16 protein-coding genes are annotated in these 17688 nt (G+C 31.6%); 2 read left to right on the forward strand and 14 right to left on the reverse strand.

Annotation, left to right across the window (positions count from 1 at the left end):
• Positions 1–108: 108 nt before the first annotated feature.
• From G4D63_RS21815 to G4D63_RS05130, 3 genes are read right to left on the reverse strand one after another with little or no spacing between them, the layout of a single operon-like run.
• Positions 109–876: a DUF6339 family protein gene (locus G4D63_RS21815; protein ID WP_239585868.1), complete on the reverse strand. Its 768-nt coding sequence runs from the start codon at positions 874–876 to the stop codon at positions 109–111.
• 2 nt (positions 877–878) lie between these two features.
• On the reverse strand, positions 879–1724 hold the full coding sequence (locus G4D63_RS05125; RefSeq protein ID WP_163178294.1) for a hypothetical protein: 846 nt from the start codon (positions 1722–1724) through the stop codon (positions 879–881).
• Positions 1714–3657: a hypothetical protein gene (locus G4D63_RS05130; RefSeq protein ID WP_204559017.1), complete on the reverse strand. Its 1944-nt coding sequence runs from the start codon at positions 3655–3657 to the stop codon at positions 1714–1716. Before G4D63_RS05130 ends, G4D63_RS05125 begins: the two co-directional genes overlap by 11 nt.
• 289 nt (positions 3658–3946) lie before the next feature.
• On the opposite strand from G4D63_RS05130, the gene G4D63_RS05135 reads away from it, so the two are divergent.
• On the forward strand, positions 3947–4603 hold the full coding sequence (locus tag G4D63_RS05135) for a hypothetical protein (protein WP_163178296.1): 657 nt from the start codon (positions 3947–3949) through the stop codon (positions 4601–4603).
• Positions 4604–4873: 270 nt separating this feature from the next.
• Here G4D63_RS05135 and G4D63_RS05140 read toward each other — a convergent pair whose 3' ends face one another.
• The 4 genes from G4D63_RS05140 to G4D63_RS05155 all read right to left on the reverse strand — a co-directional run bounded on the left by G4D63_RS05140 (position 4874) and on the right by G4D63_RS05155 (position 8069).
• Positions 4874–6403 carry a hypothetical protein gene (locus G4D63_RS05140; protein WP_163178298.1) on the reverse strand — a complete coding sequence of 510 codons (1530 nt, stop codon included), beginning with the start codon at positions 6401–6403 and terminating at the stop codon, positions 4874–4876.
• Positions 6404–6576: 173 nt separating this feature from the next.
• Entirely contained in the window at positions 6577–6738 is a 162-nt protein-coding gene (locus G4D63_RS05145; RefSeq protein ID WP_163178300.1) for a hypothetical protein, read from the reverse strand.
• A gap of 277 nt (positions 6739–7015) precedes the next feature.
• Positions 7016–7282 carry a hypothetical protein gene (locus G4D63_RS05150; RefSeq protein ID WP_163178302.1) on the reverse strand — a complete coding sequence of 89 codons (267 nt, stop codon included), beginning with the start codon at positions 7280–7282 and terminating at the stop codon, positions 7016–7018.
• 502 nt (positions 7283–7784) lie between these two features.
• The gene (locus tag G4D63_RS05155; protein ID WP_163178304.1) at positions 7785–8069 is read right to left on the reverse strand and encodes a hypothetical protein; all 285 of its coding nucleotides are present in this window, start codon (positions 8067–8069) and stop codon (positions 7785–7787) included.
• 333 nt (positions 8070–8402) lie between these two features.
• Here G4D63_RS05155 and G4D63_RS05160 point away from each other — a divergent pair, with 333 nt between their 5' ends.
• Positions 8403–9521: a hypothetical protein gene (locus tag G4D63_RS05160; RefSeq protein WP_163178306.1), complete on the forward strand. Its 1119-nt coding sequence runs from the start codon at positions 8403–8405 to the stop codon at positions 9519–9521.
• 83 nt (positions 9522–9604) lie between these two features.
• Here the strand turns inward: G4D63_RS05160 and G4D63_RS05165 are convergent, their stop codons facing one another.
• The 7 genes from G4D63_RS05165 to G4D63_RS05195 all read right to left on the reverse strand — a co-directional run bounded on the left by G4D63_RS05165 (position 9605) and on the right by G4D63_RS05195 (position 17246).
• On the reverse strand, positions 9605–10498 hold the full coding sequence (locus G4D63_RS05165; RefSeq protein ID WP_163178308.1) for a DNA-methyltransferase: 894 nt from the start codon (positions 10496–10498) through the stop codon (positions 9605–9607).
• Between the two features lie 365 nt (positions 10499–10863).
• Entirely contained in the window at positions 10864–12480 is a 1617-nt protein-coding gene (locus G4D63_RS05170) for a DUF2075 domain-containing protein (RefSeq protein WP_163178310.1), read from the reverse strand.
• A 36-nt stretch (positions 12481–12516) separates the two neighbouring features.
• On the reverse strand, positions 12517–12816 hold the full coding sequence (locus G4D63_RS05175; protein WP_163178311.1) for a nucleotide pyrophosphohydrolase: 300 nt from the start codon (positions 12814–12816) through the stop codon (positions 12517–12519).
• Between the two features lie 278 nt (positions 12817–13094).
• Positions 13095–14360: a DUF262 domain-containing protein gene (locus G4D63_RS05180; RefSeq protein ID WP_204559018.1), complete on the reverse strand. Its 1266-nt coding sequence runs from the start codon at positions 14358–14360 to the stop codon at positions 13095–13097.
• The gene (locus G4D63_RS05185) at positions 14357–15559 is read right to left on the reverse strand and encodes an FRG domain-containing protein (protein ID WP_163178313.1); all 1203 of its coding nucleotides are present in this window, start codon (positions 15557–15559) and stop codon (positions 14357–14359) included. The genes G4D63_RS05180 and G4D63_RS05185 overlap by 4 nt, the downstream gene beginning before the upstream one ends.
• 65 nt (positions 15560–15624) lie before the next feature.
• Entirely contained in the window at positions 15625–16581 is a 957-nt protein-coding gene (locus tag G4D63_RS05190) for a hypothetical protein (protein ID WP_163178315.1), read from the reverse strand.
• Positions 16582–16628: 47 nt separating this feature from the next.
• On the reverse strand, positions 16629–17246 hold the full coding sequence (locus G4D63_RS05195) for an EcsC family protein (protein WP_163178317.1): 618 nt from the start codon (positions 17244–17246) through the stop codon (positions 16629–16631).
• Positions 17247–17688: the final 442 nt, after the last annotated feature.

Consider the following 17688-nt stretch of genomic DNA (forward strand, 5'->3'; position numbering starts at 1 on the left):
GACAATGAAGTCTAATTCCCTCCAATAAAAAAACATGAACCTATATAATAAAGTACATGTTACATATATTTTTAGTAATTAAACAAGTATGCCTCTCTATATAGTTCTTTAGATTGATACTAAACTAGAATCCACCAATCCATAATACCTACTAAGATAATTATTAACCATTTCCTCAACTTCCTCAGTAGATAACATATCTAAAATCATCGCTCCACCGACAACGTTAAGATACTTATTTGCTTGAACAAAATGGTCCCTCGTAATATTAATTCCACTTTGCTGCCACTTAACAAGCGTTTTAAGAATACCTTTTGTAATATTAGGATTAGAAGTAAGGTTACTAGAAAAGAAAACGACTGATCTTGCAGAGAAGTCTTTTTCACAGAAGAACTCTGTTAGCCAATAGGGATTGGTTGGATGCTCCTTATCATAGGTCATGTATCCTACCCACCATAATCTAGCTAATATATGAACAAACAGAGATCTCTTATTTCCGTTTTTGAAAAACAATGCTGTATTAATACGTTGATCGTTTTTATTTTCTAGTTCATTCTTTAAACGATAGTAAGAAAAATCTCTTAACTGAAGATGAGCTAAACCTGACCAAAGTCTTTCTTGAGTAGCCTGTGAAACGGTAAGATCCTTTAGTGCTTCGTATATAACTTTAACGTTTTCCTTATCACTAATTGAATAATCCTCGTTCAAGTTAAGCTTGTCCATGTTTAAGTCTATCTTGGATTCTAGTACTCTTCCTTCTTGGTTAAAGTAATCATTAAACCATTGATCATTCTTATTATAATAATGCTCTTTATAAGCATCATAGTTTGTCCTTAAATCAATAAGAGTTTCATCGGTTAAGAATTTCATTTTCATAATTAGTCCTCCGTCTTACTAAGCTGCTCAATTTCTAGGAAGCTAGTTTTAATTGGTTTTCTTAAAACTAGTTGAGCTGCTTTTAGTGATGACAATGAGTCTGTCCCTACATCTTCTAGTCGATAATTGTTTGCCTCAAAGGTGTTCTCTAGCACTTGGTACCATTTATATTCTTCTAAATCCTCACGACTATCTTTTATTTTTGAAAATACATAAACTAAGCTAGGAACAATCACGGAAGATATAATCGTGCTTTTGAATCTGGATTTCGAATGAAGTGCGTACTGATTGTATTCATACTCAGGAAGTGAAATCGTAATAACATTTGAATGAATATCTACTTCCATAAAGTCATTCTTTAATGATTTCGTTACCTTTACTATGGAAGGCAAGTTTAATAGTTCTTTATTATCTTCAAACAAAGTTGTTTCGATAGCATCCCCAATCGCTAGAATATTCCCTTTTTCATACGTAATAGGACTATCTTTGAACCATTCATTTAATGATTCATTTGTATAGTTAACTATTCGATCATTGGCAATGATAAAAGTATGAATAAGGAGTTTCCCTCTCAATTTTTCAGTAGGAATTCCAACCTCTAACTCATTCCTATCAGACTTAAACGCGTTTCGATAACTTGTCTGTGGACATTCTACATGAACTAAAAACACAGCCTCATTGTTTTCTACTAGTCTTTGAATTCCCTCATTCACTAGATTGAAATTAACATTGATTTTCACTTCACCGAATGATTCTGTAATCCCTATCTGTGCATGGAAACTAGAATTAACATAATCATCATTGTTCATGTAAAGAACCGGGTATGGATAGGAAGTACTAATTTTCATATAACTCTACCTCCAATACACAGTAGTCAGAGTAATCGATGTCTACTTGTAAAGCAAATCGTTGATCTTTAACAAGCGATTGAAGATATACTGTATTCGTATTTACTTTCTCAACGGTAACATTATGGTCGTTGGTTGATGCATTTTTTATTGGTAAGTCATAATCGCTTTGTTCTCCTACTACCTTGAAAACTAATCGACCGCTTGCAAGTGTTTTGGTAGGTGAAATAAGGAAATTGTACTTTCCATTGCTCTTATCCATACAAAGATACCTTTGTGTAATTCGAATTGGATCTTTACTTGGTTTTCTTTCCTTCTTCTTATCTAGTTCACCAGATTCATCCTTGTTCACTTCATTGTCCCCGCCAGGATTAGAAGCTCCGGATCCAACATTACCTCCATCTGTGTCATTACTACCATCCCCATTTCCACCTTCATTACCTGACGGTGTAATTCCAAACTCTCCAGCTAGTTGATCCTCAAAATCCTTTGTTTCTTTTCCTTTTCTGTTAGCTGGGCGTTTAGATTCCTGTTTCACTTCTTTCGTAACGATGGATTTAATAGAAGAGTTTAATGACTCGGTTTTTTTGGTTGAACCAGTTAAATCAAAACTTGTATCTGGTAAGAAGTCACTTAAGCCAACAGCATCCATTTCATCTGTAATTTGCTCTTGGAATTGACTCTTTACAGTATCCCGAATAAACTTCCTTAATTCGGAGAAGATACTCTTTGCTAGTTTGGGATCCTTCTCAAAACGCTCTGGTGCCCACTCATTATGAGCTGGATTCTCCAATTGCTTAAAAATATTATTCATGTTTGTACCAGTTATCATCAGAATTCCTGTAAACGAAATAGAGCCATTTATATTCTTCTGCTCAAAGATACGCATTCCAGTTTTTCTAGTCATGAGTACACGTCTATTTAGATCCTCACCATTAATCAGGTACAGAGTCGCTTCTCCCTCATTAAAATGAATACCTTGTGAATATCTCTTTTCTGGATATAGTATTTTAAATGCTTTTTCGGAAGTAAGTACAGTGAAGTAATTCTTTAAAAATTGATTTTCCTCATTGTCCTCTAACTCATGAATAAGTTCACCAATGTTATATTGATTAATTTCAAATCCGTTTATCTTAACCACTAGCTTATTGTTAAAGATAGTAATAAAGAAGTTCTTTAAGATAGAGTGTTTAATTTCTGCTTCCCAGTTACCTTTAGGTTCAAAAGCAGATACATAAATATCGGTACCAGTACTTTCTCTCTTATAGCCTTTATCTAGTATTAACTGACCATGTATTGCAAATGAATTAGGATTATTAGTAAAATATCCATTACCCAAAGTAATCTTATTATCTCTTGTTTGGTACGACATTATATTTGCAACACCAATATGAGATTCATATCCTGTTACATCAAAAGAAGAATAAAACAAAGTTCTTAAGTTAGAATTTAAGAATGGAGCTGATTTTCCGATTCCAAAACTACCACCAGAACTTTCACCTTTGTTAGATGAACCTGCTTCTTTTATTAAAGATGACCAAGGTGATCCTAGTTTCCCTTCTTTGGCACCTTCAAGACCCTTCGTATTGTAGTCACTTATACGTAAGAAATTAATTTCATCACGATTCAAAATGGCTAATGCATCTTGAATAAAATCCTCACTCTTCTTGTTGTTCCCTCGCCAAGTTTGTTCACATTGATTAAAAACATCAATTATCTCGTATCTATTTGGAAACCGGTTACTTGAAATAGTAAAACTTTTAAACTCTACCATCACAGGTTGCGTATTCTCTTTTACAGCATCCAGTGAATTTTGACATATCTCTCGTGTTAATGCATCAATTGCATTTCCTCTAAATGTTTCTAAACCCGCATTATTAATGGAGTTAATCATTCCACCAGTAGCGGATGGGAAATTCCAGTATGTTGTCATAGACGTCCCTCCAGTACATTATTGAATTATATAGTTTTAGCTTAATCGCAAAATAAGCCAGTAATTTACAAATTTCGTATAAAGCTATTGTACTAGAAAATTTCGGTTTACTAAAGGATAGATTCGTCTGAGTTGTTATTAGTACTAAAACAAAGAACCTCCTTAATGGTCTCCTAGAGTTTGATTTACCTTCCTAATATAAAAAGATGAATGCTAGTCTGGAGGATTTATTAACTTTTTGTCGAATCAATACCAATCAATAATATTCAAAGGAGACAAAGTATGGTCTATGGAAAATATAAGAAAGTACTTACCAGGTATTGATACTGTATTTATTATTTCAATAATTAGTTATGGGGTAGTTTATGCATTTAATTATGGAGCTTTTTTGCAAGCTGGTATTCCTATTAGTCTTATTGAAGTAGGAGTGAATAACTTAGTAAAATCATTGTTTGTCTTATTAATATTATTGATAGTTTATATTCCTACACTTATAAATGTTTCGATAAGTAAAAGTGTAAAAAATAAAATACTTCAAACAACTGGTATGTCAGTACTAGCAATAGTTTTTTTAGTTATTGAGAGTTATGTAGTGTTTTGGATAATTGTGTTAATAATAGGGTGGGGAATAATTATTCTTCTTAGGGATCGTTTAAGTCAAATCGTCTTTATTGTTATGACTATCTTTTATATAGCTTTTGGCTCTGTAGTTTTAGGGTATATTAACAGTTTTTCTGCTATGTACAATTCTGAGGAACATTATATTATAAACATGGACAATAAAAGATACTTGTATTTTAATACATATAATGGAAACTACATCGTAAGCGAAATAATTAATAAAAATAATGATGTTCTATTGGAGTTCCAATTAATACCGATTACCAATGGGAATAAGCCAATAATAATAAAGCAGGAAAAAATTAATATAAATATTGTGCAATGATGCTTCTAGCATTCTAAAAAAGACTTCGTCTCTCGCTATTCATTTTTTTATTCTAACAAGTGGAACATCCCCTAGATACACTGAGTTTCATTCATCACCCAAAAACAAACTAAGGCACGATTCTCCTATTTCCTCCTATAAAGTACAAAGAAATAAACTCCACAATTTGGATATCAATGTATTGGGTAAGTTGGGCGGAAATCACCATGTAATCTGCAGAACATAAACATAATAAAAGAATGTTACGCACTGTAACATTCTTTTTATTATTTAGATAAGTTCTTGTCCTGCAGTTATTCCCTGTACTTTCCAAGTGGTCACAGCCAAGTTATATTTATTTCCTTTAGCATCATACATATTGTTAATCGAATCAATTATGTTAAGGAGTTCATTTGGGAAGCTATCTGAAACAAGAATTCCCTGATAAGGAGTTAGTCCATCCTCTACACACCCATCCCAATACATTCTTAGCTGATGAATAGCCTTAATTGTTGCTTTTGCTTTTTTCCCTTCAAAAAGATACAGCTTGGATCCATCAAATACTTTTAAATCAACAGCAACAGGGGTACCTGAGCTTTTGTACACTTTAAATTCCCTTTCAATACTTGCGGCTGGATGACTATTGTGTTTCTTTTTTTGTATCTCCAATTGATTAAGCCAATCTTTTTCACTGCATTGATTATTGAGCTTTTTCGGAGGTTCATTAATCAAAAGTCGAAGCCATTCATAAACTTTTTCTATTGTATTATCTGCAACTCGAATTCCATTTTTGGCTGTTTTCCCTATTGGTAATAACTTCTCATCGTTAGATGTTATGTCTAAAATAGCAAGAAAATTATTCTGTGATGGATGTTTTTCCTTATCCCATATGTTTGTGATTAATCCAGATTCAAAGACACGACCATTAATTCTGACTTCTACACCAGAACATCTTTGACTAGGATGATAAAACTCATGGCCATCATTATGATCTAACATTTCACCAATGTGATAATGGACTTCAACGTGTTCTTCTTCGATATCATCTAAATAAATTGTTTTAACATCTTTATATAGAGTTTGCCCCCAATTCGGTGTTATTGCTTTTACTCTCTCACTAAAATTTAAAGCTTTTGATTCAATAGTAATTGTCATCTGTGATGATGAAATGGCTCCTGAGTAGACATATCCAAAGTAGTTCTTTAATGAAATAAGGCAATCAATTGGTTCTGTTTTTTTATTCGCTTTATTACAAGCAGTGAAAAGTAAAGACTCACTTATCTCAAAGGAAGTTACAGTCCCATGTGGAAAATAACCAACCCATGGTTCGTTTGTTTCAGAAGTGTAGTGAATTGGTTGTTCGTTTGTGTAAGGTGCTTCAGTATAGTAGAAACTATTATTTTTCCAATCTGCTTCTGATCGAGTATAAACACTCCATGCGTTATTATCAGGATTTGCTCCTGCCAAAGCTGCTTTGTAACCATAACCGTAGTAATTAATAAATGATTTAGGTGAATCATTAAAACCAATTACTAGAGTTTTAGTTAAATCCATTCCTGTTCCGTAATCGTGTAAAGTGACCTTAAACTTAGGGTATTTCTCTGGTACACTATAACTAGGTTCTATTTCTAGCACTATGTTTGGATTTCGAACTTTATCAATAATAAAATTACCTAAGATGTTATCTAGGAGCTCACTAAAAATCTGTTTAAGATTATCATAGTTTCCCCCTAATCCAAGCCAAAGCGTCTCGTTATTAGGACGGATATCACATACAGACGTCCCATGGTGATTTTTTATAACTGCTGTTGCTACAACCAAATTTCTCTCTCCATTCTATTCTTTTATTTTTATATAGTGAGTCTTTTTCCTTTCATTTATATAAAAGGTGCTATATCCCAACATTTATAATTGAGGACTCTTTGTAATTATTTCTAGTCATTCCCAACTACAAAACTACTTATAAATACAATGTAACTCGTAATAAAATAATATTAGTCTTCAATTTTAATTGTTACTTTTTTTGTCGCTCTATCAATTTTCTCACCAATTCTTTTACCTTCTTCGCCAAAGAGACTACCAATTTTTGTAGCAACATCTTCAATACGCTGTCCCTTATACTCTACGTTTAAATTATTCCTTGGTAACTTGAACATAATTTAGCCTCCTTTCTATTTAAATTGTTTAAACCAATCTGGTGAATTCGAAAAAGTATCTAAGATGATATACGCAGCTTTGTTATCGTATCACCATTTAAGATAACAGGTTACATCACACATTCTGACCAGATTAATTTTTTTTATACATCAAAAATAAATTTTTTCCTTCCCAAGTGGCCTGTGTGAATCCTCCTTACTTATTTACTAAAAATAATAGAGCCTACTAAGTAATTTTTTACTCAATAGGCTCTAAAAAGTGATTTAAAATATATTATTATAAACGATCCATTTTCTTTTTAATCTCAATTTCTAATCCTAAACAATCCAAAGTCTTCAATAAGGTATCAATAGTATAGTTTGACCCACTTGTTACTCTGGAAAGTTGGGTATAACTAAAATCCTCAATCGTTTCGGCTGCTTGACGATAAGTTAAATTTTTATCTTTTAATTGATTTCTTACAACATCAGCTATTTTCCTTTTAGGTATTTGTAAAACTAAAAATTCCTTCTGCAGTTCCTTTGATAGTTCATAATTATTCATGATTAGTTCTCCTTTCAGAGATATAAAACTAAACCTGATTCTCTTTTAGTTATTTCTAATGATATATTTTGACTATTTACATTTGATCTCTCATTCCAACTATTATTAATCCTCAAGTTCTTACATAGTTTCCAAAACGGATCCTTAAAGTTAGGGCAATTTTAAAGACTAAAAACATCCTATTTATTTAATCATTTGTTAGTGAGTATATAGTTAAGTTTCTACTAAACCCAATTTATTTTTATGTGTTCTTTTCTATTAATTAAATCTTTTATAACCTTTTCAAGTAAATTTGCTTAATAAGATGATAATAAAGTTAGATGTATCTTTCTGATTGATTCCAAAACTCTCATTTACGTCTAGTTGACACTAAACTCTCCTTTTAATATTTCCAATAGCAGAAAACATTATATCTTAATCTTTAAAATTTATTCTCATACTTTAATTAATTATTTAGGAGGGAGAGTTGAGAAAAACAGATTGTTCTTCTCAACTAAGTAATTTATAAGTTAATAATCTCTATTTTTTCAAAGACAAATTCTGTATCCGTTTCTCTAATAGATATTTTATATTCTCTATCCATGAAATGAAAAGAAATATGCCAATAGTCTGCATTTATCCTTTCAACTAGATCCCCATCTTCAGATGAAACTATCATTTCTGGTTCACTGAAACCATAAACATCAATTGCATCAACTATTCTTAAGATATCACTCCCTCCCTTTTGATATAGACTTTCAACTTTAGCAAGAAAGCCATTTTCTAATCTTACCCTGTTAAACTTCATCTCAAAGCAATCCCCCTAAATTAATTCATCAAAGTATTATATAAACTAGTAATACTTTTCCAAACATATTCTGTTTTTAAATTACATATTCCTTCTAACCTCCAAAAGCTTACAAAAATCGCTAATTCTTAACTCTTTTCTACTTATAAACACTATTTAAAAACTAGTACTTATTGAATAGATTTGAAATCTTAAAGGGGTAGGGGCTTGCCCCAAAAATAATAAGGGACAGGCTCCTTCTGTCCCTCACTCTACATGAAAATTACAATTTGTTATTTTTTAATAATTAATAATATCAGGATTGGTAATAATAACCACTAAGGAGGAAGTACTATGCCTAGTGGTCAGTGGTCATTCTTTACAGAGTACGCTATTTATGATTACATAAATCACCGTTTTAAAGAAAATCAACTTTATATAAACAAAATTGTTGATAGTGGTAAGCATATATACAATACGAAACAATTAAAAGTAGTCGAACTAGAAAACATTAACGATTCTTTTTTCCCAGACGTGAAAGGAATTAAAATCAAAGGTGACAGCAAATATAAAAGACCTGCTGAAATAAAATTCTTAACATCAAGCTTTAAATATCACCTAGAGAAAACCGATGATTTCCAAGAGTTTATAAAAAATAACGGTTGTATAATATCCTTGAGACACGACAAGATTCCCACCAGTCTTCATAATTACAATATCGATGTTTTTCAATTAGATATAAACGATTTTATAGGCTATTCAAGAGAGAATTTTGTTAGACTTTTGAACCGACAAATTAACTATCATAATGATAAGAAGATTTGGTTGATGTATGCACCATCAGAAAGAAACTTTTATAAGGGAACTAGTGAAGTTCCTCCGGCATATTTAAGTGGCAGATGGTGTCCTTCTAATAAGCTAAATAACTTTGATTTATCTAAGGATGACAAGGTTATCTTTATTAACACCAAGGGCAGCAGTTGGCAAAATGTTAAAAAAAAATTAAATTCAGATGGTGTGTTTTATGAAAAGTGGTTACTAAACGAAATATTTATTTGTACAGTAACTTCACCAATACGTAGTAGAAAAGAGTACTGTGACATACTTGGAAAAGATATACACGAACCCCTTTGGTATGATGAAACTATCGAGGGAAAGAAAGATAGAAGAGTTAAAAACGGAAAAGAAAACGTTATTAGATGGAATGAGGTTTTTGAGTTCCGAGTTGATACTCGGTTAAGTAACTTAAATATAAATCTAAATGAGTTTTCTTATGAAAATAAAGTATTTCATAAATTAGTTCATATAATTCTAAATGTATTTGCTGATTCTACTTCTCGTGAAATTGATCAAGAGACATATTCTTTATTTATTGAGTATATAGCAAAAATCCAGAACTACAAGACGAATAATTTGTTACCGTTGATGAATGAAGAAAACAACCTTAATTTAAATCAAGGAAACATCCATTAGTTACTCTAGTGAATAAAAGGACTACCAAAGATAATTCTTTTATATTATGAGTAACAAAGGATGTATCCTGCTTGCCATGATACCTACATTATCTCAATTGATTCATTTGATGATTTATCTTTTATATATCTTGAATTATTTGAGTAAATATTCTCTTTCAATTCCAATGCATGTGTATTAGCTATGTCCATAATATACTTTTGATTTAGCTCGTAGCCTATTGAATTTCTCTGTAGTTCATTGGCAACTCTCATGGTTGTACCTATACCACAAAAAGGATCTAAAATAGTGTCGTTTTTTAAACTAAATAATTTTATTAGTCTTCTTACCACCTCGTCCGGAAAAATAGCTTTGTGAAATTGATGTTTCGCAGAGTTAATTTTCCATATAGGATTTAACCATTCTTGAAGCTTTTCTTTAGGAATTCTATTCATTTCTTCATCCTGTCGTTGATCAATAGGCCCTCTATCTCTATTTCCTGGTTTTCTAAATACTAAGATGTGTTCAGTTAGTAAATCTGTATAAAGAAACGGAGCTATTCCATACTCTTTGAATTTCCCTTTTCCGACTGAACCTCTGATTAAAGATGCTTTTTCTCCTTTTTTAACTCCGTACTTTTCCCAAATAAAATGTTGATATAAATCTAAATCCATTTCTCTTGTAAAAAAATTAATTAAATCTGATTGTATTGGATATATTCTAGGCCTACCTGATTTTTTATACTCTCCTGTCCTTACATCAGCAATATTAATACAAATAAAGGAATCTATCTTTAACACTCTTATGCATTCATGCAGATGGAGCTTTAATTGATTTAGGTATTGCTGATATGTCATATTTAAGCCTAATTGACCAGGATTATCGTAATCTTTTAAGAACCAATATGGAGGACTCGTTACTATTAAATCGATGGTACTATTACCTATCTCACTCATGCTTGAAGAATCTTTGTTGTAAATAGTAATATCCAGAACCATTCAACTCCTTTTTGGTAATGGATATGCCTTAGGAAGGTTGTCTTATTACATAAATCTGGTAAAATATTAATCTTTCAAAATTATGAAGGGAAATTTGGACTTTATCCCAATCACTAACAAGAAAGTAAGGAAAAATCTTATCCCATCTGTTCCGCTTACCTTCTCAATCTTCTAAATCTATGAATAATAAAACTTCACTGTCGTCCCAACGTGAAACCTTTACTCTAGAAAATAAATAAAGCAAAGGGAATAGTTTTATCTCTATTTTAAGTACACAAGAACTATTCCCTATTGTTCAAAGTTCCACAACTACAAATACTGATTACAACATTTTACTAGAAAACCATCACACTAAGGATAACTAATTATTTCTTAAGTTTTCCTAATCTATCCCTCAACTTCTCATCACTAGCATAAATATAAAGTCCTTTAATCCCTCTCTTCATAAGAACATTAAGAGAATTCAATATAATTTTTTCTTTCACCTTTTCACTGTCTTCAAATTCATCTTTTCCCCGGTATGCTTCCGTGTCTTTGTAGTTCTCTGTGAGAATCTTTAATGTATCGGTTTTCTCATCATAAGAAATAGATGGCCCCAGGATTACTCCCACATAATTTAAGTCAAATCCCTGAATCGTGTAAATGGATCCAGCTTCTTTGATGGTACCTGCTTTTTCTGCCCATGTTTCGTTTCCATAATCAGCGTTCCAAGGAAGTTTGAAGCCCTCTTCTTCTACATAATAGTCTTGGCCATCTTTCTTATGTACGTAATCAAAGGTAGAGACAATCCTGGCAAGTTCATGCTGCTCATTTTTTTCCTGAATGACCTTATACATTTCAGCAGCTGAATCGAAAATTCGAAAATCATAATTTGGATTACTAGGTATGCTAGTAATCTTCTTTTTGACGAAGTGATCAATCCATTGAACCATTTGATTACTTGCTTTCATCCGAAATTGGTTAGTCAGTATATAGGGTTCTTCGGTATTGCATTCACCTAGAATATCTTGAAGCCTGCTTTCGTCCCAGTAACTTTTCATCTTAAGCACTTGTTTATCATCATAAACAGCTATAACAACCTTACTATGTCTAATAATTTCCTGTAATTGATTTTCCTCATTAAAGTTATTATACCGGTCTGGCTTGGTTAACAATAAATGTGCCTCATCTACCAAAACAATATCAGCTTTTTCCTTCAGATTTTTACGCCTATTTATAAAACTAGTTGGTTTATCAAAGCTTTTCTTACTAAGTGCTTTTACATTACCTGCTATTTTTTTATAGGTTTTAAGCATCTCCGAGTGATTTACTAATAAGTGATTATCCGTTTTATAAAGAACGGAGGACTTTTCTTTTGATAGTTCCTGTATTTTGTTAAAGACGGAACTTAATACAACACTTTTTCCTACACCCGCTTCACCTTTAATTAAAAATACAAACGTTTGGTCATCCTCGATATGCTGCTCACATACCTCGATAATTTTATTTTTAAGCTCAAGTTGCTCAATGGTTAACTCCTTAAAAGGTGATAACTTAAAAATATCCTTATTTTCAATAGTGCTGCTGGAGTGATCGACGATTTTCCTTGTCAAAAGCTCATTCCATATTTCCGTAAACAATTCTTCATTGTAATATTGTTTTTTATAGTAGTTATGCATCACGCTTTTGGTAGTCTGACTCTTGTTTTGCAATTTATAACGCTCATCAGCCAAAAAGTAATTAATTAGCTTGGTTTCGATATTGTATGTAGCAGACTGATTAAACTTTTCATGAATAATAAACGTCATCTTTTCAAGTGATTTCCGCTCCTGGTTACTAAGGTGATCCCTCATACGATTCCTTACGGCAACCGTCTCACCAATGTAGACCGTTGTATTATTATTTAAAAAGTACACAACAGGATAATCAACGTAATTTTCATTACTAATACTATCTAGTGAGTCCTTGTTAAATGGGAATGTTTTTATCTCAACTTGGCTCATAGGTAGATCTCCTCTTATTCAATACTTACTGTAGACTTACTTTTTATTAACAGGATATTTTATCGCATTCTTGTCCATCTTCTTATGTACTTCCTCTTCTAAATCAACATCTAATTTGTCAGCTAGTTGCAACAGATATATAAGTACATCTGCCATCTCTTCTTTTATATTATGCATAGATTCACTAGTAGCTTCCTCACTACTTCTCCACTGGAAGTTTTCAAGAAGCTCGTTTGCTTCTAGTGAGATCGATATGGCAAGGTCTTTGGGATTGTGGTATTCCTTCCAGCCTCGTTCGTCTCGGGATTGGGTGATCTTTTGGGTGATTTCTTTCATTTGTGCTCCTTTGATTTGTATATATTTGTAATTATATTTTAGCATTTTATTTTATTGATATGAAATTAACTTCTAGAGTTTCTCCATTACTGCATAACAAAAGAGAGTTGAATTTAATCTCAACTCTCCTAGTCGTTTTTTAGTACAAGGGAAAAAGGTTGCCCCAATCATACATTTGAATTGGTTAGGATATGACATTTTTTAACCAATCATTATTGAGCGAAACTTGACCCTCTGCTTTCCTGCTATTTGTGTACAGTTCATTCACCGTCATATATTTAAGTGAGGCTTTTCCTAATAAATTCATTAATTTCAATTAACTTTTCTTTTTTAATTTTTAAAGATGATAACGTTAAATCTTGAACTTTGTTATCTATAAATAGGTATGTCATTATATATTTCATATTAGTCGAAGAAGCCTTATACTCAATATCTGCAATTGGGGAGTAAGAAATTATAGTTTTTAAGTCTTCAACTAAATTATCATCTTCTATATCTACTTCAAAATAGTAGTAGATAGCTGCTATTATAATAGAAACTCCCATTAAGTATTTACTTTGACGCTGTTTATCTGTAGAGAGCATACTTGTTGAAAAAGGGTATTCAATTTGCTCAGATATCTTTAGAAGGAAATTATTAAATTCATCGAACCTTAACTTTAATACCTCAAGGCTCTCATCCTCATTTTCCTTATATTTTTTTGATTTTCTCTCAAGGAATCTCTTTGAAGCGGTGACACCATCTCTTACATTCTCTTGAAGACCTTCTTCTATTACGCTGAAGATTATACATATTTCCTGGTGATTCTTTTGTTTATCATTTCGTGATTTTGTAATGTTATATATCTTATATAACTTGGCTTCTTTTGTATTTCCCTTAGACAATATTGCTTCTTCGTTTTTCTCATTTTCGGAAATTAATACATTTATAAACCGGCTAATATATTTGCTTGTTTCAGAAAAATAAGTAGCCATTTCTATTTCCTGAATTTCAAGAGGTTTAGTATTCCTGTTATATCGCTTAAATAACTCAATTTCAACCTCTGGATCTTCAAAGCTTTCAAACTCTAATATTGATAGATGGCTTCCCAAAATTTTAATTTTATCTCTCTTTTCAAGTTCCGAGAACTTTTTATTCTCATAAAGTGGGTCATTTCCTAAAATTTCTAATTTTTTTAATGGGAATTTATTATTTATATATCTAAATATAGCATTTAAACGATGTTGTCCATCCATTACGTGCCTAATTTGAACATCATTTTTCCCTGATATCACTAGGAAAACTTCTGGGATGGGAATACCTACCAAAAGTGACTCAATGATAGAACTTTCTTCCTTAATAGATGACCGATATTTACGTTGATAATCAGGACTTAATACAATGCCTTGTAAGATCTCCATCTCTTGCTCTTCTTTCATCTCTTCTATAGATAGTTTTAAATACTTTTCTCCTTTTTCAATAAATTTAACTATATCTTGTATGGATATTAAAGGACGATTCGATTTAATGTTTTTCATTGATTCTTTGAAATTTGTACTTATCATTGATTTCCCCCCCCTTGCATTTCTTCATATTGAAACTTGATTGATTTAACTACATTATCTTTATCTGGATAAATATTCTCAAATGTAATTCCTAAATTAAATAACTCTTTCAATATATCTTTTTTGAAATTTTTATTTATTATGACCGCCTTACCATATTTCGTTAATTTACTTTTAAATTCTTCTTTATCTTGAGTAGAGACTTTTAAAAAACATCCTTTTTGAAAATGGATTCTTTCATTAGAATTTCCTAATTTAATAAAATACGATCTTGATGAATACCTTCTTACAGACTCAACTACAGTTGGATCAGAATAATCAACTAATTTTTCTCTTAAACTGACAGTATCAATATTATAGGCAAGAGAATCTATAAAATATACAATTGAGTGTTGATCAGTATATTCATATTCCTCAATTGCAAACAATAAGGAAATGAGGTGAGCTTCTGTGAAATCTAGGTAATCTGTCGGCAAACCAAAATGCTGCCCCTCAGCTCTTAACTCTTCGTTTGATTTTCCTTTTATTTCTCTGTCGTAATAAATTATCTTTTGTTTAAAGGCATTTTCGTATTTATCGGCATGAATTTCATAATCTTTCCCGTGCTTTCTATGTAAAGAGGGTAACAACTCATACGTGCAATTTTTTTGACCTCTTGACACAAAATTTTCCGCTGGATCTAACTCAGACACAAAGGCAATATAATCACTAAGATTAGATATATACTCAATATTAGATTCTTCAATTTCTATTAAACTAGATACTGTGCTAATTACGTTATAATCCTTCCATCTTTCTTTTTCCTCACGTTTATCATTAACCACGTCACTAATTCTCTGAAGATTAATTTCTATATCTGTATTACCGTCATAAGCAGCAATGTCTATTAAATCCTCTAATCTTAATTCCTGTAAAGTCTCTATATCTATTTTATTTGTTTCTTCTTCTTTTACTTCAATAAAATATGATTGCTTTATGTAGATTAAATTCTCTAAATAAAATTGAAATTCAGGGGTATCTTCTTTTAGTTCAGTATTGGATGCAAGTGCATCTTCTATTTGTTTGTCCTCCATATCTGAAAGGAATTGAATTTCTGTAAGATATTCTTGCATTATCCTTTTAAGTTCTTCATCATTCTCACTTAATTTTATTTCCTTAAGATTATCCAATTCAAAGATATTATCTATCGTTTTTTGCATAAAACCACCTCATAATTCCCCCAAAATGTATATTAACTATACTATATTTTTTTCTCTACTTTACCTCACTCACTACTGATCATTTGTGCTATCTTTATAGTCTGCAACTCTTTTTGAACATTGTTTATTGACGTAATACTACTCTTGGATCGTTTAGCCAATTCATTAGGTAGCTTTTGAAGCTTCTCTATAGAAGCATCTATATCTTTTTCTAAACTTTCATTTATATCTGCCCCAATTGTAGAACTGCCTTCATTTTCTTTCCAAAACTGAATTGCATTTAACGTATTATTCCCCATTTCCTGTATTGAATTAAAAAGGGATTTAGTTTTATCTACGGTAATTAAAACACTTGAAGATAGTTCAAAGGCTTTATGAGCTTCTCTAGTAGAATTCCTTAAATCTTCAATCTGGTAAATCAAGTTTGAGTTTAACTCTTGTTCAATCTGAAATAACAGTTCAATGTCTTTCTCTTTTTGATATTTTTCTACTAATAAATCTAATTTTTGATGAGAATCAGTCATCTCGTGTTTAATAACTGTTAATTTCTCCAAACCAAATAATATGCTATCAATTTCATTAAATTGAATTTGTGCGAAATCCAATTTAGTACTTATGTTATCTACGATAGGCAGCTCAACAAAAGTATTAACGCCTTTAACGACGTTAATTGCTGAGTTAAATTTACCTAGGGTATTCCTTATAGGAGCTAAATTACCATTTAACCACTCGACATTTTCTACTAATAAGTTAATATCCTGATTATAATTTTCTAGATCGCTAATTATTTTAGGTAGTTCTGCTTCTATTACTTTTAAAGAATTATTTCTAGCTTCATTGACTCGGTTCTGCATAGCTTTAATCTCTGCTTGGTTACCAACACTATTGTTTACACCTAATTGACTAGCTGTAAATCCGATTGAACCTGAAATTAGTATTGATGAAATAATTGCAATAGGAAACAAATATCTTTGAAATACCTGTTTTGGGTTAGATATAGATTTCTCCTTCTCCAATTCCATATGTGACTCTCTCCTCTAGCATTACGGGATTGCAACTTTATTGTAATTTATACAAACAACTTTTTTGCAGTGTTACCAATTATATTAGTTCCAACTCCATCTACAGCTCCGCCAATAAGACCACCGACCAATGGAACTGCCTTTCCAAGGTTGATAATACCTTTTTCACCAAACTTAGTAACTAGTCTTATACCTACAGCTTTGTTTATTGATTTTATAACTTCGCCCGGTATCTTCTTTATTGCCTGAGTTGCTAAAGCTGCACCAAGCTTTAAGCCAGATTGTTTTAAAATATCAGTTGCTGCTTGACCAGTTAGGCATACAAACACAAAAGTCTTTACTTGATCATCTTTTAAGTCATAACCTCTCATATGTGCTATGGTTGCTATCATTCTAATTTGCACGTACATAACAGAAGCTATATTTGCAGGTATTGCTACTGGTAGAGTTATTAATCCCCCCAGTCCAGTAAGGAATCCACTGGTTGCACCTTTGGCATTTTGCCATCTAATTAAACTATCAATAGCTTTTTCAACATCTGAATGCTTACTTAAATAGCTTTCTGCTAAATCAGCTGCAGTATCAGTACCAGGCAAGCCATTAACTGCCTTCTCATATGACCAATCCAAAACTTGTGTTATTTTACCCTCTGTTATTGCTGACATTGGAATCATTCCTTTTATCTATTAAAATAGTAACTTTTGAATATTTCACCTTTTATAATAATTTTTCCGCTTGAATTCTACAATATTCTACCATATATTACAAAATTAGGAGTTAAAAATTTAAGTTTTCTACAAATCCTGATACAATCTTGAAATCAGCAACATTGGGACAGACTGATGTCACTTTAAGAACTATTGTACAAACTTCTCTATCACGTTACGCTATTTGCTAATCTGTACCCAAAACTGTTACAGATATTAATGATGCGCATGTGTTGTAGTTTCTTACATGCTAATTAAATAATAAATTCCTTTCACACAATAAAATAAAAAAAACCCGCCACTTTGAACTGCACCAAAATTGTTAGACAAAAAACTAACAATGGAGGTGCAGTTTTTTTTATGGCTAAATTTACATTTGAGGACAAGTTATGGGCAGTAA

The organism is Bacillus mesophilus (assembly GCF_011008845.1).
GTDB lineage: Bacteria > Bacillota > Bacilli > Bacillales > SA4 > Bacillus_BS > Bacillus_BS mesophilus.

Coding starts and splice junctions, on each gene's coding strand:
- G4D63_RS05155 (WP_163178304.1), bottom strand. CDS start 8,069: ATGAAGTTTAACAGGGTAAGATTAGAAAATGGCTTTCTTGCTAAAGTT.
- G4D63_RS05185 (WP_163178313.1), bottom strand. CDS start 15,559: ATGCAAAAAACGATAGATAATATCTTTGAATTGGATAATCTTAAGGAA.
- G4D63_RS05125 (WP_163178294.1), bottom strand. CDS start 1,724: ATGAAAATTAGTACTTCCTATCCATACCCGGTTCTTTACATGAACAAT.
- G4D63_RS05150 (WP_163178302.1), bottom strand. CDS start 7,282: ATGAATAATTATGAACTATCAAAGGAACTGCAGAAGGAATTTTTAGTT.
- G4D63_RS05190 (WP_163178315.1), bottom strand. CDS start 16,581: ATGGAATTGGAGAAGGAGAAATCTATATCTAACCCAAAACAGGTATTT.
- G4D63_RS05160 (WP_163178306.1), top strand. CDS start 8,403: ATGCCTAGTGGTCAGTGGTCATTCTTTACAGAGTACGCTATTTATGAT.
- G4D63_RS05180 (WP_204559018.1), bottom strand. CDS start 14,360: ATGATAAGTACAAATTTCAAAGAATCAATGAAAAACATTAAATCGAAT.
- G4D63_RS21815 (WP_239585868.1), bottom strand. CDS start 876: ATGAAAATGAAATTCTTAACCGATGAAACTCTTATTGATTTAAGGACA.
- G4D63_RS05170 (WP_163178310.1), bottom strand. CDS start 12,480: ATGAGCCAAGTTGAGATAAAAACATTCCCATTTAACAAGGACTCACTA.
- G4D63_RS05195 (WP_163178317.1), bottom strand. CDS start 17,246: ATGTCAGCAATAACAGAGGGTAAAATAACACAAGTTTTGGATTGGTCA.
- G4D63_RS05145 (WP_163178300.1), bottom strand. CDS start 6,738: ATGTTCAAGTTACCAAGGAATAATTTAAACGTAGAGTATAAGGGACAG.
- G4D63_RS05175 (WP_163178311.1), bottom strand. CDS start 12,816: ATGAAAGAAATCACCCAAAAGATCACCCAATCCCGAGACGAACGAGGC.
- G4D63_RS05135 (WP_163178296.1), top strand. CDS start 3,947: ATGGAAAATATAAGAAAGTACTTACCAGGTATTGATACTGTATTTATT.
- G4D63_RS05165 (WP_163178308.1), bottom strand. CDS start 10,498: ATGGTTCTGGATATTACTATTTACAACAAAGATTCTTCAAGCATGAGT.
- G4D63_RS05130 (WP_204559017.1), bottom strand. CDS start 3,657: ATGACAACATACTGGAATTTCCCATCCGCTACTGGTGGAATGATTAAC.